Origin of the sequence: Arsenicicoccus piscis (genome assembly GCF_022568835.1) — a bacterium.
Lineage (GTDB): Bacteria > Actinomycetota > Actinomycetes > Actinomycetales > Dermatophilaceae > Arsenicicoccus > Arsenicicoccus piscis.
Genome location: NZ_JAKZHV010000001.1, coordinates 481757 through 498590, shown reverse-complemented (window position 1 = coordinate 498590; position 16834 = coordinate 481757). Strand labels below are relative to the sequence as shown.

The window sequence follows — 16834 nt, the reverse complement described above, 5'->3', positions numbered from 1 at the left end:
AACCCCGGGGCACGGGATTGCGACAGGGCGACCCCGGCCGCGTGTGCCATGGTTGAGCCAGTACATCAACGGCACTTGAGGTGACCAGATGCTGAAGTCCAACGATCTGATGGCGATCGGCGAGGTGGGCCGGCGCAGCGGGTTGGCGCCCTCCGCGCTGCGGCACTACGAGGCGCTGGGTCTCATCGCCAGTCATCGTGACTCCGGCGACCGGCGGCGCTACCAGCGGGCCGTGCTGCGGCGCCTGGCCGTCATCCGGGCGGGTCAGCGAGTCGGTCTGTCGCTGGAGGAGATCCGAGCCTCGTTCGCGCCGCTGGACCCCCACGCAGCGCCCACCCGTCAGCAGTGGCGGCGCATCTCCGCCGCGTGGCAGCCGCTGCTCGACCAGCGGATCCGCGAGCTCGAGCAGGTGCGGGACAACCTGGCCGACTGCGTGGGGTGCGGCTGTCTGTCGATGCGCCAGTGCGGGCTCTACAACACCCAGGATCAGCTGGCCGCCCAGGGCGCCGGCGCCCGTCGGCTCTTCCCCAGGGACGACCCGGCCTGAGGCCTGCCGACCGGCCGGACCTCAGACCTCGGACCTCAGACCAGCAGCGCCCCGCCGTTGCGCGGCGCACCGTCCTTGATGGTGATGAGATTGGCTCGTACGTAAGGGATGTTGTGCGCCTGGTGCCACTCGGTCGGATAGAACGTGATGAGGCGCGAGCTCTGGAACCGCGCGGTGATGGTGGGGACGAACGCCCGGTACTGCTGCTCGGGGTCAAGTCCTGCTGCGTGGTGTACGAGGGTGATTCCTTCGTTTGGGTTGGTTAGGCGCTGATCGCGCCGATGATGGTGTCGTCTCCTTCGTCGGTGTCGGGTGTGTCCGTGAGAGCGGCTCGGCATTGCTTGAGCAGGTCCAGTCCGAGGTATCGGCGCATCTCGATCCATTCGTCGTGCTGCTCGGCCAGGACAGCTCCGACGAGTCGGATGACCGCGCCGCGGTCGGGGAAGATCCCCACGACGTCGGTGCGGCGCCGGACTTCCCGGTTCAGGCGTTCGTTGGGGTTGTTGGACCAGATCTGACGCCAGCAGGCCTTGGGGAAGACGGTGAACGCGAGGATGTCCTCCCGGGCGGCCTCGAGGTGCTCGGCCACGGCGGGGAGCTTGTCGAGGAGGGTGTCGTGGATCCGGTCAAACTGGGCGTGGACCGCGTCGGCGTCGGGTTGGTCGTACACGCTGTGCAGCAACGCTTTCACCCACGGCCAACTGCTCTTGGGTGTGGCACTCATCAGGTTCGCGGCGTAGTGGGTGCGGCATCGTTGCCAGCCCGTGCCGGGCAGGGTGGCACCGATCGCCTCGATGAGGCCGGCGTGCGCGTCGGAGGTGACGAGCCCGACCGGTCCGGCGCTGGTCAGGCCGCGGGCGACCAGGTCCCGGAAGAAGCTGAGCCATCCGGGACCGGACTCGGTCGAACTCGTATGCACGCCAAGGATTTCGCGGTATCCCTCCGCGTTGACACCTGTCGCGATCATCACCGCGATCTTGACCACGCGATTGTTCTCCCGGACCTTCATCGTCAACGCGTCGGCGGCGACGAAGGTGTAGGGGCCGGCGTCCAACGGGCGGGTGCGGAACGCCTCGACCTGCGCGTCGAGGTCCTGGGCCATCACGCTGACTTGTGACTTGGACAGGCCGGTGATCCCGAGGGTTTGGACGAGTTTGTCCATCCGGCGGGTGCTGACCCCGAGCAGGTAGCAGGTCGCGACCACGGTCGTCAGGGCCTGCTCGGCGCGGCGGTGGCGTTCCAGTAGCCAGCCGGGGAACATGCTGCCCTCGCGTAGCTTGGGGATCGCGACATCGATCGTGCCGACGCGGGTGTCCAACTCGCGGTGGCGGTACCCGTTGCGGGAGTTGATCCGGTCGGGGTCACGTGTGCCGTACTCCGCGCCACACACACTGTCGGCCTGCGCCGACAGCAACGCGTTGATGAACGTGGACAGCATGTCCCGCATCAAATCCGGTGAGGCCTGGACCAGCTGGTCCTGCAGAAACCGGGCAGGGTCAATATCGTGGGGTGAGGCGGTCATCGTGTGCTCCTTCTTCGAGGTGGTTGTGGAAGATCTCTCGAAGAATCACCGGTGACCGCCGCTCACGTCATGAGCGACACGGCCACCAACTCGTACACCACTCTGCTGGACTCAACTGCTGCTCGGTGTAGTACCAGAACGAGTTCTCCTTGTAGTAGGCGACGTGCGTCGGGTCCTGGAAGGCGCCGCGGCCGTCGGTGCTGGGCGTGAGGGTCAGCAGCATCCCGCCCGGGGCGAGCACGCGGTAGAGCTCATTGATGAGCGCCACCTTGTCCACGACGTGCTCCAGGAAGTCGTGGGCTCGGATCACGCCGACCGTGCCGTCCGGCAGGTCAGGGGGACTCGGGAGCGTGGCCACGATGTCGACGTCGGGGCCAGGGTACTGATCGACGCCCAGGTAGCCGGCCGGTCGGTTGTGGGCCGCCCCCAGGTCGAGCGCGAGCAGGCCCTGTCGACGGCTCCAGGCCGGGGCGTTCGCCTCGATGTAGCGGTCGTAGAGGAGGATCGTCTGCTGCTGGATGTAGGCGTTGGTCTCGCCGTCCCGCCGGGTGTTGATCGCGTGCATGCGCTGCAGGTAGAGGCAACGGTCGACGGGCACGAACTCACCTAGCGCGTAGAGCCGGCACATCAGGTCCTGGTCGTCGAGGACGGTCAGCGACGCGTCGTAGCCACCGGCCCGGTCGTAGGCCCAGCGCGGGAACGCGCGGACGTGGTTGGGCGCGAACCAGATGTAGGAGACGTTGTGCGGGGTGGGCGCGAGCGACACCGCATGGATGAGGGATCGCCCGTCGACGTCGACGTCGCGATACTCCCAGCCGGCGTCCGCAGCGAACCGGGAGTCGTCGCGGCTCCCGTCCTCGAGGACCTGCGCCGCGTGGCTGTAGACCAGTGCCGCACCGGGATTCGCGTCGAACGCCTCGACCACGGCAGCAAGGGCGTCCGGCGTGAGGAGGTCGTCGTGGTCGAGCTCGACGAGGATGTCGCCGGTGGACTCCTCGCAGACGCGCCGCTTGGCGGCGCCCGCGCCGGTCAGCTCGTCCGCGACGACGAGTCGCACTCTGCCGTCAGGCTTCTCGGGACGCCACCGGGCGTTGCCGTTGAGGACGATCACCCACTCCCAGTCTTCCCAGGTCTGCCGTTGCAGGCTGGCGAAGCACTCGTCGAGGTAGCGGGTCTTGTGACTGGGGGTGAAGACGGAGACCTTCGGCACGGTCAGCCCTGGGTCGCCCTGGCTGCCCTGGGCTCCCGTGTCGCCCTGGACTCCCTGAGCACCCGTCGAACCCTGGCTCCCTTGGTTGCCCTGTGAACCTTGAGCGCCGGTGTTGCCTTGGGCACCTTGAGCGCCCGTGGTGCCTTGACTGCCTTGAGAGCCGGTGTCGCCTTTGAAGCCTTGGTAGCCCTGCGGGCCTTGGGTGCCAGTCGAGCCCTGAGCGCCTGTTGCGCCTTGAGTGCCCTGACTTCGTTGGGCGCCTTGGGCTCTGGCGCCACCCTGGGTGCCCTGACTGCCTTGTGCGCCGGGGGAGCCCTGCGACCCCGTAGCACCCTGCGGGCCGGCCGAGCCGGCGACACCTTGAGGTCCGGGTGCGCCGGTCGTGCCCTGGAAGCCCTGCGGCCCGGGCATGCCTGTTGCACCGGACGGTCCGACCTTGCCGTCGGCGGATCCCGCTGCGCCCTGGATCCCCCGAACCCCTTGAGCCCCCGGAGTGCCGGGTGCCCCCGAGCTCCCTTGCGCACCAACGGATCCCTGCGCGCCGGCTCCGCCGTTCAGGCCGTCCGCACCGTCGATCCCTGGCATGCCTTCGCTGCCCTGCGGCCCCTGAGGCCCCTGTCGTTCCGCCGATGCGCTTGCCGTCGAACGAGATTCACCGGGGAAGGTCAGGCTGCCATCCTGGAAACCCTGGACCCCCGCAGGCGCCACGCAGTCGACGATGACCTGGTCCGGCGACTGGTAACCCTGCGCGCCCAGCGCTGCGTCGTAGGGAACCGGGGTCGGGGTCGGGGAGTCCACGCAGACGGTCGACAGGCCCTGGACGCCGATCTGATAGCCCTGGACGCCCAACGGATCCGCCGAGGCCGGGCGCTGGGAGGTGCGTGCTGCGGGAACGGCGCCGAGGACTGCTACGGGCAGCTTGTCCGGTGCGAGGTAGGGGATGGGGCCGGTGGCGACACGCGACTGGCCCGCGATGGCCGTCTCCGCGGCGTGCGCCTGGACGGAGGGGGAGGCGAGGGCCGCCGCGGCCAGGGTCGAGCTGACGCCCAGAGCGACCCGCCGGGGCAGTCCAGCGACTGCCGCACGTCGATGCCGACCCGCCATGACTTGCTTCCTACTGCTCCGGCCCCCGCGGAGGCATGCCTCGACCATCACCAGCCTATGGTGACTATCAGTTACTGGACATTACGAAAGGTAGGTTTTCGACACCCTGAAAGCCCAAATGGCTGACCCTCGCCCCGCGGCGCCTGGTCGCTTTCGACCTCGCGATCGCCGCTGTCGCCCAGCACGTCCGGCCCTCGCCGTCGTGACGTGCCGGGGGCCCTCGCGGCCGTACCGTTCGGACGGATTCACGCCCCCGTAGAGCGGATTGGAACGTTCATACGGCCATGAATCCGTCCGAAGCGCTCACCCCCGGCCGGTGCCGGCGCGTCAGAACGGTTCTGGCGACCAGAGACCTGCGCCCCGGACACCCCTGACACCCCCGGCACTCCCCGGGGAACGGCGGCGGGGAACCCTGGTGCCGGCAGTCGCGACCGTGCTGAGATGAGTCATGGACTACATGCAGGCCATCAGCCGGGAGTCCGACCGCTTTGCGGACGTGCTGCGCGAGGCCGACCCGACAGCGCCCGTCCCGACGTGCCCCGGTTGGACGGCAGCCGATCTGCTCTGGCACCTGGGCGAGGTCCACCTGTTCTGGGCCGAGGTGCTGCGTTCCGGTGCCCTCGAGGACGACGACATCGAAGCGATCGAGCAGGCCAAGCCCCCGCGCCCCACGGACCAGGACGGGCTGCTGGCGCTGTTCGAGGACCAGACGTCGAACCTGTTGCGGGAGCTGGCCTCTCGTTCGGATGACACGCCGGCGTGGTTCTGGCTCCCCACGGCCAAGACCGTCGGCTCCACCCGCCGGATGCAGGCGCACGAGGCGCTCATGCACCGGATCGACGCGGAGCTGGCGGCCGGCGCAGTGCCGGCGCCGATCGACCCCGAGCTCGCGGCCGACGGCATCGCGCACGCCTTCGAGGTGATGTGGGTGTGGTGGGGTCTGATGGGTCTGGACCTCGAACCGGTGGGCGCCACCGTGACGATCACCGCGACGGACGTCGATCGTTCCTGGGTCGTGCAGGCGGGCCGGTGGCGCGGGACCTCCCCGGACGGGAAGGTCTTCGACGAGCCAGGCGTAGTGCTGGTCGAGGGCCCCGCGTCCTCGGACGCCACGGTCAGCGGCACCGCCGAGGCCGTAAACCGTTGGCTCTGGGGTCGCGGTCCCGAGCCCGACTTCAGCGGCAGCACGGTCGAGCTCGACGCCCTGCGCGAGGCCGTCGGCGCGGGCATGAACTAGGGCACGAACCAGGTGCATGAGCCACGGCCCGAACGAAGGCGCGATCCGCCACGCTGCGCCAGGTGACGATCTCGACCCCACTCGTTCGTCATGGAGGTGGAGCGACGCGACCAGCGCGGAGCCCAGGACGAGATGAGAGGTTGACGCCATGCGCTACGCACTGCTGATGCACTACGCCGAGCCGGCCGACGGCGAGCTGGACCCGCAGACGATCCAGGAGGCGATGGAGGCCTTCGGCGCCTACGGACGAGCCCTGACCAGCGCCGGTGTCCTGATCGCCGCCGACGTGCTGCAGCCCACCGCGGCGAGCACGACGGTCACGCGGCGCCACGGTGACCTGCAGGTCCAGGACGGCCCGTTCGCCGAGACCAAGGAGGCGCTCGCCGGAGTCTTCGTGATCGACGTCCCGCACCTCGACGCGGCGATCGGGTGGGCCGAGAAGTGCCCGGGCGCCCAGTGGGGCTCGATCGAGATCCGACCCACCGCAACGGCTTTCGTCGATGGTGCCTGGACTCGCTGAGGACCCGGTCGGCTTCGACGCAGCCGCAGCCGCCGCGACCACAGCCACGGCCGCGGCCACGTCCACCGCCTCTGCCAACGACGTCCCGCAGGACGAGGCGGTGGAGGCGGTGGCGCGCGCGGCGCGGGAGCACTACGGACGCCTGGTCGCGCTGCTGGCCGCGACAGGGGCCGACATCACCGCGGCCGAGGACGCCCTGGCGGACGCCTTCGAGCGGGCCGTGCGCACCTGGCCCGTCGACGGCGTGCCGACCAAGCCGCAGGCGTGGTTGCTGACCGTGGCCCGCAACCGGCTGCGCGACCGGTGGCGCAGCGCTGAGCACAGTCGGACCACGCTGCTGGTCCCCGAGGCGCACGACCCGGCCGTCGTGCAGGAGGTCGACGTGGACGCGATCCCGGACCACCGGTTGGCCTTGATGATGGTGTGCGCGCACCCCGCCATCGACCGCACCCTGCACACGCCACTCATGCTCACGACGGTGCTGGGCTGCACGGCCGCGCAGGTCGGTCGGGCCTACGCCGTCCCCCCGGCGACCATGGCGACCCGGCTGGTGCGCGCCAAGCGTCGGATCCAGGCGGCCGGCATCCCGTTCGTCGTGCCTGATCTCGACTCGCTGCCCGACCGCCTCGATGCCGTTCTCGAGGCGGTCTACGGCGCCTTGGCCGTCCAGTGGAGCACCACCGGCTCGGAGGAGCGCGAACTCCCTTGGGAAGCAGCGCGACTCGCCGAGATCCTGGTAGAGCTCGTGCCGGCGGAGCCCGAGGCGCGCGGTCTCGCGGCGCTCGTCGAGCTCGACTGTGCTCGCCGCCCTGCTCGACGCGGCGCCGGGGGTCGGTTCGTCCCGCTGGCCGAGCAGGACACGATGCTGTGGGACGCGACGCTGATCGAGCGGGCTCGCGAGCACCTGCGCGTCGCCCACGGGCTCGGCCGGCTGGGTCGGTTCCAGCTCGAGGCGGCGATCCAGGCCGTCCACTGCGCGCGGCTGGAGAGCGGACGCACCGACTGGCCGGCGCTGCTCGGGCTGCACGACGCGCTGCAGCAGGTGGCCCCGTCCCTCGGAGGCGCGGTGGCCCACGCGGCGGTCATGGCCGAGGTGTCCGGGCCCGCGGCCGCGCTCGACCGGCTGAACCAGCTGGACCGCGAGAGCGGCGTCGCGGCCGCGCGCTTCCAGCCGGCGCTCGTGCTGCGGGCCCACCTGCTCGAGCGGCTGGACCGGTGCGCGGAGGCGGGCCCGGTCTACGACCAGGCGGTGGCGCTCACGCACGACCCGGCCGAGCGCGCGCACCTGGAGCGGCGACGGGGCGGGCTGGGGCGGTGGTGCGCGCCGAGTCCGGGCCCGTAGAGTCTGCGGTGATGAACCGACGTCCGCCCCCGAGCAGCCCGAGCAGCCCGAGCAGCCCGAGTCACCATGACTGAGCTGCTGATCCGTGATGGGGTCGCCGAGGTGGACGCCCAGTCCTGCGCGGACATCTACGCGCCGTTCGTCGACTCGACCGCCGTCACGTTCGAGACCGAGATCCCCGACTCCGTCGACTTCGCGCGCCGCATCAACGAGGCCCAGCGCAGCCACGCCTGGCTGGTGGCCGAGCAGGACGGCGAGGTCGTGGGCTACGCCTACGGCGTGGCGTTCCGCAGCCGCCCCGCCTACCGCTTCTCCACCGAGGTGAGCATCTACCTGCGGCAGGGCTATGAGGGGCAGGGCCTTGGGACCCGGCTCTACGGCGAGTTGCTGGAGCGGCTGACCGGCCTCGGCTACCGGATGGCGGTCGCCGGGATGGTCGTCCCCAACCCGGCCTGCGAGGGGCTGCACCGGGCGCTCGGCTTCGAGCCGGTCGGGGTCTTCCGGCGGGTCGGGTGGAAGCAGGGCGAGTGGCGCGACGTCGCCTGGGTCCAGCGGCCGCTCGGCGACGACACCTCACCCCCGCTGTAGCCACCGCCACGGTCGCGGGCGAGGATGGGGTCATGACGACTCCCGTCGCGGACACCCCGCTCACCGAAGACATCCGTCACGACCTCGCCCACCCGACCACCGAGGACATCGCGCACCTCGACGCCTGGTGGCGAGCCGCCAACTACCTCACCGTCGGCCAGATCTACCTGATGGCCAACCCGTTGCTCCGCGAGCCCCTCGTGAGCGACGACATCAAGCCCCGCCTGCTCGGCCACTGGGGCACCTCGCCCGGCCTGGCGTTCATCTACGCCCACGCCTCCCGGCTGATCCGCAAGACCGGTCAGCCGATGATCTACCTCGCCGGCCCGGGGCACGGCGGCCCGGCCCTGGTGGCGGCCGCCTACCTCGAGGGGGAGTACACCGAGCGCTTTCCCGCGGTCACCCAGGACGTCGACGGCGTCCGCCGCCTCTTCCGCCAGTTCTCCGCGCCCGGCGGCATCCCGAGCCACGCCTCGGTCACCACGCCCGGCTCGATCCACGAGGGCGGCGAGCTCGGCTACGCGCTGATCCACGCGTTTGGCGCGGTGATGGACAACCCCGACCTGATCGCGCTGTCCGTGGTCGGCGACGGCGAGGCCGAGACGGGTCCGCTGGAGGGCTCGTGGAAGGGCATCTCCTTCCTCAATCCCGCGCGCGACGGTGCCGTGCTGCCGATCCTGCACCTCAACGGCGCCAAGATCGCGGGACCGACCGTGCTGGCCCGCAAGGACCCGGCCGAGGTGCGGTCCCTGCTCGAGGGTCACGGCTACGACGTCATCGAGGTCGAGGGCAGCGACCTGCCCGGCATGCACGAGCGGTTCGCCGAGGCGCTCACCGAGGCCTACACCAAGATCCGGGCGATCTGGGCCAAGGCGCGTGGCTCCGAGGGTGGTTCAGCCGCAACGGATCCCGCGTCCGGTGAGGTAGAATGGTCGCCCACCGGCCGCCCCCGCTGGCCACTGATCGTGCTGCGCTCGCCGAAGGGCTGGACCGGTCCGCACGAGGTGGACGGCACGGTCGTCGAGGGCACCTGGCGGGCCCACCAGGTGCCGCTGTCGGGGGTGAAGGACAACCCCGAGCACCTCGCGCTGCTCGAGTCGTGGCTGCGGTCCTACCGACCGGAGGAGCTCTTCGACGACTCCGGTGCTCCGACCCCGCTGGTCACGGCCAACAACCCCGAGGGCGACCTGCGGCTGTCGGCGACGCCGCACGCCAACGGCGGGGTGCTCACCGAGGACCTGGACCTCCCGGACATCGCCACGCTCGAGACGCCGGTAGAGTCGCCGGCCACGTCGCGGGCCGAGTCCACCCGGGTGCTCGGCGAGCTCATGAAGCAGCTCTACGAGCGCAACCCGCACTCCTTCCGGCTGTTCTGCCCCGACGAGACCAACTCCAACCGGCTGGGCGCCGTCTTCGACGTGTCCGAGCGAATGACCATGGAGCGGGTCGTCCCCGAGGACGTCAAGCTCTCCTCGGACGGCCGGGTGATGGAGGTGCTCTCCGAGCACAACTGCCACGGCTGGCTCGAGGGCTACACCCTGACCGGTCGGCACGGGCTGTTCGCCACCTACGAGGCATTCGCGATGGTGAGCGCCAGCCAGACCATCCAGCACGCCAAGTGGCTGGAGGAGGCGGCGCACCTGGACTGGCGGGCCAAGGTCCCGAGCCTGAACATCCTGCTGACCTCGACCGCGTGGCGCAACGACCACAACGGGTTCAGCCACCAGGGTCCCGGGCTCATCACCACGATGATCCAGCACCGGGGTGACGTGGCCCGGGTCTACCTGCCGCCGGACGCGAACTGCCTGCTGTCGGTGTCGGAACACTGCTTCAAGTCCCGCTCGCACGTCAACCTGATCGTCATCGACAAGCAGCCCCAGCTGCAGTACCTCACGCTCGACGAGGCCAACGCGCACTGCCGTGCCGGGGCCGGCGTGTGGGACTGGGCCGGCAACGAGCTGCCCGGCCAGGATCCCGACATCGTCCTCGGCTGCGCCGGTGACGTCGTCACGATGGAGACCGTGGCCGCGGCGCAGATCCTGCGAGAGCGGTTGCCGGAGCTGTCGGTTCGCGTCGTCAACGTCGTCAACCTGATGACCCTGTCGCGTCCGAAGGACCACCCGAACGGCATGTCGGACATGGCGTTCGAGGAGCTCTTCACCAACAACAAGGACGTGATCTTCAGCTTCCACGGCTACCCCGGTGCGATCCACCAGCTGGTGCACGGCCGGTCGGACGCGGACCGGTTCCACGTGCGCGGCTTCATCGAGCAGGGCACGACGACCACGCCGTTCGACATGGTCGTGCGCAACCAGGCGTCCCGCTACCACCTGGTGATGGACGCGCTCAACAACTCCAAGCGGCACCCGCGCGGGTCGGCCGCGCTGAAGGCCTGGTGCCAGAGCCAGCTCGATCGCCACGAGGTCTACATCCGCGAGCATCTGGAGGACCTGCCCGAGGTGCGCGACTGGATCGCCCAGGAGCCTGGCTCAGAGGTGTCGGGTAAGTCCGGGAAGGCTTGAGCCGCAAGCGGACTCGGTCAGCGGTCAGTTGCTGCTGGCCGAGTCCGCTGCCGCCCGCAGGGCGGCCACGTCGATGCGTCGCATCTGCAGCATGGCCTGGGTCGCCGCCTGGGCGCGGCGCGGGTCCGGGTCGCCCATGAGCTCGTAGAGCTGCTGCGGGATGATCTGCCACGACAACCCGAAGCGGTCCTTGAGCCAGCCGCACTGGCTCTCCTCGCCGCCGTCGGCGACGAGCGCGTCCCAGTAGTGGTCGGCCTCGGCCTGGTCCGCGCAGGTCACCGAGAACGAGAACGCCTCGGTGTGCGGGAACATCGGGCCGCCGTTGATGCCGCGGCAGCGCTGGCCGAGCATGGTCCAGTCACCCGACACGACGGTGCCGGGCTGGCCCGGGCCGGCCTCGCCGTAGCGCTGGAAGGTGCCCGGCTCGGAGTCCGGGAACAGATCGGTGTAGAACCCCACGACCTGCTCGAGGTCGTCGTCGAACCACAGGCACGGTGTGATATCAGGCATGGCGTATCTCCTTGGTAGGTGAGGCTGTTGAGGTGGGTCGAGCGGCGTCGAGCGGCCCGGTGAGGGTCACACGGACCCGTCGGCGATGAGCGCGTCCAGCTTGGCGTAGCCGTCGTTGACGCCGGTCTCCATGCCGCTGGCGAGCCAGGCGTCGCGGCCCTCGAACGAGTCGACCAGCGACTGGGCGTGCAGCCGGGTCATGCCGTCGCCGAGGTCCTCGAAGCGCAGCGTCTCGAGGCTCACCGACTCGGGCATCCCCTCGAAGGTGAACGTCTGCACGATCCGGTCGGGACCGACCTCGTGGAACGAGCCGTGGAAGGCGTACTCCTCGTCGCCGCGGACGTTCAGGAACCGCCACGACCCGCCGGTGCGGGCGTCCCAGTAGTCGATTCGGGTGCTGATGCCGTGCGGGCCCACCCAGCGGGCGTAGAGCTCGGGGTCGGTGTGGGCGCGCAGGAGCTGGGCGGGCGTGGCCCGGAAGTCGCGCGTGATCCGGATGAGCGGGACGGTCGGGTCGGCCTGGATCTGGGTCTCGGCGATGAGTGTCATGATGCCTGTCCTTCCTGGAAGGTGGTGCGGGTGGGGTGGGTGCTGCTGGAGCGAACGGCGCGGGCGTCGTCGGCCGGGAGGGGGTTGCCGTCCTCGTCGAGCTCGGCGAGGACGTCCTCGAGCCGCCGGTAGCGCGCCTCGGCCTCGCGCCGACGACGTTCCAGCCACCCCGTGGCCAGGTCGAAGACCTCGGCCTCGAGGTGCACCGGGTCCCGGCGCGACGTGCTCGGTCGGCTGACCAGGCCGGCCTGGGTGAGCACCTTGAGGTGCTTGGAGATGGCCTGGACGCTGACGTCGTAGGGCTCCGCGAGCTCTCCGACCGTCGCGTCCCCCGTCGCCAGCCGCGCCACCAGGTCCCGCCGGGTGGGGTCGGCCAGCGCCGAGAAGACCAGGGTGAGTCGGTCCTCGGTCATGGACACCTCCCGTTTTCATCAACCATTCGGTTGACAAGGACTCTACGAGGGTGTGGCAAGGTTGTCAATCATTTGGTTGAGAAATGTGCCGTGCCGTCCGCGTCAAGGGACCCGCCGGACGATGTCCCAGGCTCCGTTCTTCCACATGGACGAGTAGGCGACGCGGTCGAGCACAGGAGTGTGGAACAGGATCCGAGTCCACCCTGGGCAACGATCAAGGCGGGGCACCAGGCCGTACCCCTCCGGCGTCCAGTTCCACGCCGGCCTGCGGCCGGGTGGGGCGACCCACCGACCAGGCGACCGGTGGCGCTCGACAGTCTTTGGGGCGTCGCCCAACGGTGCACTCCCCATCCTCGGATCGGCTTGGCGTGGCTCGCCCGGACCGGATCCGACAATGCGAAGACCACGTCGTGCGACCCACGCGTGGGGGCCTCGTGACATGACCAAGACCTCCCTCCAGCTGGCGCCAGCGACGCTACGACTGGTCCGCTACTGGGTCAACAGTTTCGTTGAGAAGAGCCGAGGGCCGGGTGGGGCGACATCGCCACACCCGGCCCTCGTGCCGTGCCGTCCTGCGTCAGTGCGCAGGGTCAGTGCGCGGGGCGACCCCCGCCGTGCGTCTGGTGGCCGTGCCCGTCGGCGTCGTCACCGTCGTGCTCGACGTGCTCGGGGACGAGGATCGGCTTGAGCCGCGCCCACAGCATGAACAGGCCGCCGACGACGAGCAGGACGATGCCGGCCCAGAGGTTGGCGTTGACCCCGCCGGTGCGGTCCCGGGCCTGGTCGCCGAACAGCCCCATGAGCAGCAGGATCACGCCGTAGATGGCGAGCAGCAGCCCGATGATGTTGCGGATGTCGAAGGCGCCCGCCTTGTGCTTGGCGGTGCCGGTGGTGTTGGTGGAGGACATCGTCGGTGCTCCTTAGAACGCGATGTTGAGGGCGATGACCATGACGAGCGCCACCAGGGCGAGCGGCACGGTGCGGCGATACCACGGGTAGGTGTGCTCGAGCGGGTCGGTCCGGTCCGCCACCGGCGTCTCGGAGTAGACCAGCCCCACCAGCTCGCTCGCGGGCTTCGGTCGCGTGAACATCGTCACGGCGACGCTGACGGCGACGTCGACGATGAAAGCCGTTGACGCACAGACGAAGGCGAGTCCCTGACCCGGCAGCGTGAACGCTCCGCCGAACTTCGAGGCGACCCAGAGCCCGATGGCCGCGAGGGTTCCACTGACCAGGCCCGCCCAGCCGGCGTGGGGCGTCATCCGCTTCCAGAACATGCCGAGGATGAACGTCGCGAAGAGCGGGGCGTTGAAGAACCCGAAGAGCGTCTGCAGGTAGTCCATGACGTTGGAGAACCCGCCCGCGATCGAGGCGGTGAAGATCGCGATGAGCGTCGCGGCGACGGTCGCGAGGCGGCCGACGCCGAGGTAGTAGCCGTCGTCGCGGTTCTTGACGACGTACTCCTGCCAGATGTCGTAGCTGAAGACCGTGTTGAACGCCGAGATGTTGGCCGCCATGCCGGCCATGAACGCGGCGAGCAGACCCGTGATCGCCAGTCCCAGAAGGCCGTTCGGCAGGACGTCGCGCATGAGCAGCAGCAGCGAGTCGTTGAAGGTCACCCCGTTGCCGGACGACCCGCCCGCAGGGGTGCCGCCGTTCTTCAGCTGACCGATCTCGCTCACGAGGACCGCGGCCATCATGCCGGGGACGATGGTGAGGAAGGGGACGAACATCTTGGGGAAGGCGCCGATGATCGGGGTCTTGCGGGCGGCCGAGATGGAGTCGGACGCCATCGCGCGCTGCACCTCGACGAAGTTCGTCGTCCAGTAGCCGAACGACAGCACGAAGCCGAGACCGAAGACGATGCCGACCACGGACAGGATCGGCGAGTCGAAGCCCGACAGCGCCTGACCCGGCCAGGAGTGCAGCTGCTCGGCCGCCGGGGCGACCTTGGCGGCCGGCGGGGCGGACGCGGCTGCGGCGGTGATCTTGGCCTCGAGCCCGCTCCAGCCGCCGAGGCGGTGCAGACCGATCAGGGTCAGCGGGAGCAGCGACGCGACGATGACGAAGAACTGCAGGACCTCGTTGTAGATCGCGGCGGAGAGCCCACCAAGAGTGATGTAGGACAACACGATTGCCGCCGCGACGATCAGCGTGACCCACATCGGCCAGCCGAGCAGGGCGTGCACGATCGAGCCGAGCAGATAGAGGTTCACCCCCGCGATGAGCAGCTGGGCCACGGCGAACGAGATCGCGTTGACCAGGTGGGCGGGCTTGCCGAAGCGGCGGAGCATGAACTCCGGCACCGAGCGCACCTTGGACCCGTAGTAGAACGGCATCATCACGACACCGAGGAAGAGCATGGCCGGGATGGCGCCCACCCAGAAGTAGTGGACCGTCGGGATGCCGATCTGGGCCCCCGTCGCGGACATGCCCATGATCTCTACCGCGCCGAGGTTGGCGGAGATGAACGCAAGACCGGTGACCCACGCCGGCAGCGACCGGCCGGAGAGGAAGAAGTCGATCGAGTCGGACACCTGGCGCCGGGCCAGGAAGCCGATGCCGAGCACGAAGGCGAAGTAGATCGACAGGATCAGGTAGTCGACCGCGCCGGCCTGGATGAGAGTTTCTCTCGGGGCCAGCAGTGCGGGAAGCGAGTTCGCCATTGAGGTTCCCTTCTGCGAGTGCGGCGGCGTCAACGTACGCCGCCCTCGCGCAGGGCAGTGGCCTCTGCTGTGGCCTCACAGCCAGTTGCAACCCGAATGTGACGCGCCCCGCACGGCCGCTCATCGCCTGGTCAGACGACTCCTGCAGCCTCGGCGGCCTCGCGGTAGGCCGCCGCGAGGCTCTGCACGCTCTCGTGGGCGTTGAGCCCGCTCGGGTTGGGGACCACGAACAGCGGTGCGCCCTCGAGGTCCTCGGGCTGGCGACCAACCTTCGCGGTGCGTCGGCCGAACGCGAGCCGGTAGGCCGTGATGCCGGCGACCGCCACCACGTGCGGGTGGTGCTCCCGCACGGTCCGCCGCAACCGCTCGCCGCCCTCCCGCAGCTCCTCGGGCGTCAGCTCGTCGGCCCGGGCCGTGGCGCGTCGGACCAGGTTGGTGACGCCGACACCGCGCGCCACCAGCTGCGCCCGGTCCTGCTCGAGGTAGCCCGCGGAGGCGTCGAAGGGGTGGTCGATGATCCCGGCCCCCGCCAGTGCCGCGTAGAACCGGTTGCCGGGCCGGGCGAAGTGCGCGCCGGTCGCGGCCGTCCACAGCGACGGGTTGATGCCCACGAAGAGGAGGCGCAGCGGGTCGGGCAGCAGGTCCTCGACCGTGGCGTCCCGGAACTGCACGAGCTCACCCGCCGTGGGGCGCCGGCCGAGGGGCTGAACCTGCCGCATGGGCCTCAACGTACGCCACGCCGTCAGGCGGGCGCCGTGAACAGGTCGTGCGCGCCGTCGGGACGGGCTGCCTCGAAGTACCACCGCCGGGTGCCGTTGGGTGCCGTGGCGAGCGCGGCGTAGCGCAACGCCCCGTCGCTGTGCGGGGAGTGCGCCCGCCAGCCCTCGTCGGGCTGCAGCGCGCCGTCGTGCTCGACGGCCAACCCGGTGGTCTCGTACCAGTTGCTCTGCGCGTCGGGGCGCCCGTCGTAGGTGAGCGTCAGCGGCTCCTCGGCCACGAGCGCGGTGACCCGGGCGCCACGTGCGTCCCACCGGCCCGGTCGACCCGCCAGCACCTCACCCTGGTCGGTCCACGCGAGCCCGTCGTCGGACGTGAGGTAGCGCGTGGTCATGCGGTCCTCGTGCCCCGCGTCGGTCAGCGGGTGGCAGCACAGCCAGGCGCGCCACCGGTCGCCGTCGCGCACGATCACCGGATCCTTGACGCCGACGGTGTCGTCGCCCGGGAAGACGATCTGCCGCTGGCCGTCCGCGAGGTCGGCCAGCGTTGGGGCAGTGAGGGATTCGACCCACCAATGCTTCGAGTTCGGCGTGGCGCACGAGACGTAGAGCCGCCACCCGTCCTCGAGTCGCACGAGCGCCGGCCGCTCCAGGGACTCGGCGCCGAACTCGTCCCGGGCCGCGGTGGCTACCGTCTCGAACGTGACGCCGTCGCGGGAGCGCGCCACCACGACACCCACCCCGCGACCGTCCAGCACCGGCCGTCGCACCCGGTAGGCGATGACCCACCAGCCGTCCGCGTGCACCGCGCAGGGCGCCCCGGACCAGTTGCCCGGACCGGCTCCCGGCGCAGGCACCACCACCTCGGCCCGGGCCACGTCCGGTCGGCGGGGGAGGTCGTCGGGCCGGTGGTTGGGCAGGTCGGGCGTCGAGGTCATCCGCGGCTGGTCTCGCATGACGTCAGCATGCCGCGTCGGCGGAGAAATCGAAGGATCAGTCCAGTCGCGAGCGCGGCCGCCGCGATCAGGACGATCCGGTCCGACCAGGGCTGGGTCGGTCCCGAGAAGCCGCCCCTGGTCGCGCTGTAGACCATGACGGCGGGCGCCAGCAGCGCAACCACGAGGTGCGGGAGCCGAGTGCCTCGAGCGATGTTGCCGACGATCGCCATGACAACCCCGGCGGGCAGGGCGACGCTCATCCAGAACCGGTAGGAGCTCGACTCGAAACCGTTGGTCATCCCCAGCAGCGCGTCGGTCCCGTAGTAGCTGACCACTGCGGCCGCCAGGGCGATCGGGCCGCCCAGGGCGACCCCGCACGCCAGGTAGGCCACGAGGGCCACCGGCAGCCGACCGTTGAACACCCTGACCTCCCGTCGGCTACCATCGAAG

At 70.2% G+C, this 16834-nt stretch carries 16 protein-coding genes; 6 read left to right on the top strand and 10 right to left on the bottom strand.

The window, feature by feature from the left end:
• Positions 1–88 precede the first annotated feature (88 nt).
• Positions 89–547, top strand: a complete 459-nt coding sequence (gene soxR, locus MM440_RS02300) for a redox-sensitive transcriptional activator SoxR (RefSeq protein ID WP_241441568.1) — start codon at positions 89–91, stop codon at positions 545–547.
• A gap of 262 nt (positions 548–809) precedes the next feature.
• On the opposite strand, the gene MM440_RS02295 is transcribed toward soxR, so the two are convergent.
• Positions 810–2069, bottom strand: a complete 1260-nt coding sequence (locus tag MM440_RS02295) for an IS256 family transposase (RefSeq protein WP_241441567.1) — start codon at positions 2067–2069, stop codon at positions 810–812.
• 67 nt (positions 2070–2136) lie between these two features.
• Positions 2137–3279, bottom strand: a complete 1143-nt coding sequence (locus tag MM440_RS02290) for a glycosyltransferase (protein WP_241441566.1) — start codon at positions 3277–3279, stop codon at positions 2137–2139.
• Positions 3280–4831: 1552 nt separating this feature from the next.
• Between MM440_RS02290 and MM440_RS02285 the strand changes: the two genes are divergently transcribed.
• The 5 genes from MM440_RS02285 (at position 4832) to MM440_RS02265 (ending at position 10592) form a co-directional block, all read left to right on the top strand.
• Positions 4832–5620, top strand: coding sequence for a maleylpyruvate isomerase family mycothiol-dependent enzyme (locus MM440_RS02285; RefSeq protein WP_241441565.1), 789 nt, complete (start codon positions 4832–4834; stop codon positions 5618–5620).
• 148 nt (positions 5621–5768) lie between these two features.
• On the top strand, positions 5769–6140 hold the full coding sequence (locus MM440_RS02280; protein WP_241441564.1) for a YciI family protein: 372 nt from the start codon (positions 5769–5771) through the stop codon (positions 6138–6140).
• A complete protein-coding gene (locus MM440_RS02275; protein WP_241441563.1) occupies positions 6121–7482 on the top strand; it encodes an RNA polymerase sigma factor in 1362 nt (453 codons plus the stop codon). Before MM440_RS02280 ends, MM440_RS02275 begins: the two co-directional genes overlap by 20 nt.
• 66 nt (positions 7483–7548) lie before the next feature.
• Positions 7549–8070 (top strand): GNAT family N-acetyltransferase, encoded by a 522-nt coding sequence (locus MM440_RS02270; RefSeq protein WP_241441562.1) that lies wholly within the window; start codon positions 7549–7551, stop codon positions 8068–8070.
• A 32-nt stretch (positions 8071–8102) separates the two neighbouring features.
• Positions 8103–10592 (top strand): phosphoketolase family protein, encoded by a 2490-nt coding sequence (locus tag MM440_RS02265; RefSeq protein WP_241441561.1) that lies wholly within the window; start codon positions 8103–8105, stop codon positions 10590–10592.
• A gap of 24 nt (positions 10593–10616) precedes the next feature.
• Here MM440_RS02265 and MM440_RS02260 read toward each other — a convergent pair whose 3' ends face one another.
• The 8 genes from MM440_RS02260 to MM440_RS02225 all read right to left on the bottom strand — a co-directional run bounded on the left by MM440_RS02260 (position 10617) and on the right by MM440_RS02225 (position 16806).
• On the bottom strand, positions 10617–11102 hold the full coding sequence (locus MM440_RS02260; RefSeq protein WP_241441560.1) for a VOC family protein: 486 nt from the start codon (positions 11100–11102) through the stop codon (positions 10617–10619).
• Between the two features lie 66 nt (positions 11103–11168).
• On the bottom strand, positions 11169–11651 hold the full coding sequence (locus MM440_RS02255; RefSeq protein ID WP_241441559.1) for an SRPBCC family protein: 483 nt from the start codon (positions 11649–11651) through the stop codon (positions 11169–11171).
• Complete coding sequence (locus tag MM440_RS02250; protein WP_241441558.1) at positions 11648–12064, bottom strand: ArsR/SmtB family transcription factor; 417 nt, start codon at positions 12062–12064, stop codon at positions 11648–11650. Before MM440_RS02250 ends, MM440_RS02255 begins: the two co-directional genes overlap by 4 nt.
• Before the next feature lie 590 nt (positions 12065–12654).
• Complete coding sequence (locus MM440_RS02245; RefSeq protein ID WP_241441557.1) at positions 12655–12972, bottom strand: hypothetical protein; 318 nt, start codon at positions 12970–12972, stop codon at positions 12655–12657.
• Positions 12973–12984: 12 nt separating this feature from the next.
• Positions 12985–14730 (bottom strand): sodium:solute symporter family protein, encoded by a 1746-nt coding sequence (locus tag MM440_RS02240; RefSeq protein ID WP_241441556.1) that lies wholly within the window; start codon positions 14728–14730, stop codon positions 12985–12987.
• A 131-nt stretch (positions 14731–14861) separates the two neighbouring features.
• Positions 14862–15449 carry a mismatch-specific DNA-glycosylase gene (locus tag MM440_RS02235; protein ID WP_241441555.1) on the bottom strand — a complete coding sequence of 196 codons (588 nt, stop codon included), beginning with the start codon at positions 15447–15449 and terminating at the stop codon, positions 14862–14864.
• A 23-nt stretch (positions 15450–15472) separates the two neighbouring features.
• Positions 15473–16402 (bottom strand): glycoside hydrolase family protein, encoded by a 930-nt coding sequence (locus MM440_RS02230; RefSeq protein WP_241441554.1) that lies wholly within the window; start codon positions 16400–16402, stop codon positions 15473–15475.
• Positions 16381–16806 (bottom strand): hypothetical protein, encoded by a 426-nt coding sequence (locus tag MM440_RS02225; RefSeq protein ID WP_241441553.1) that lies wholly within the window; start codon positions 16804–16806, stop codon positions 16381–16383. The genes MM440_RS02230 and MM440_RS02225 overlap by 22 nt, the downstream gene beginning before the upstream one ends.
• Between the last annotated feature and the right edge of the window lie 28 nt (positions 16807–16834).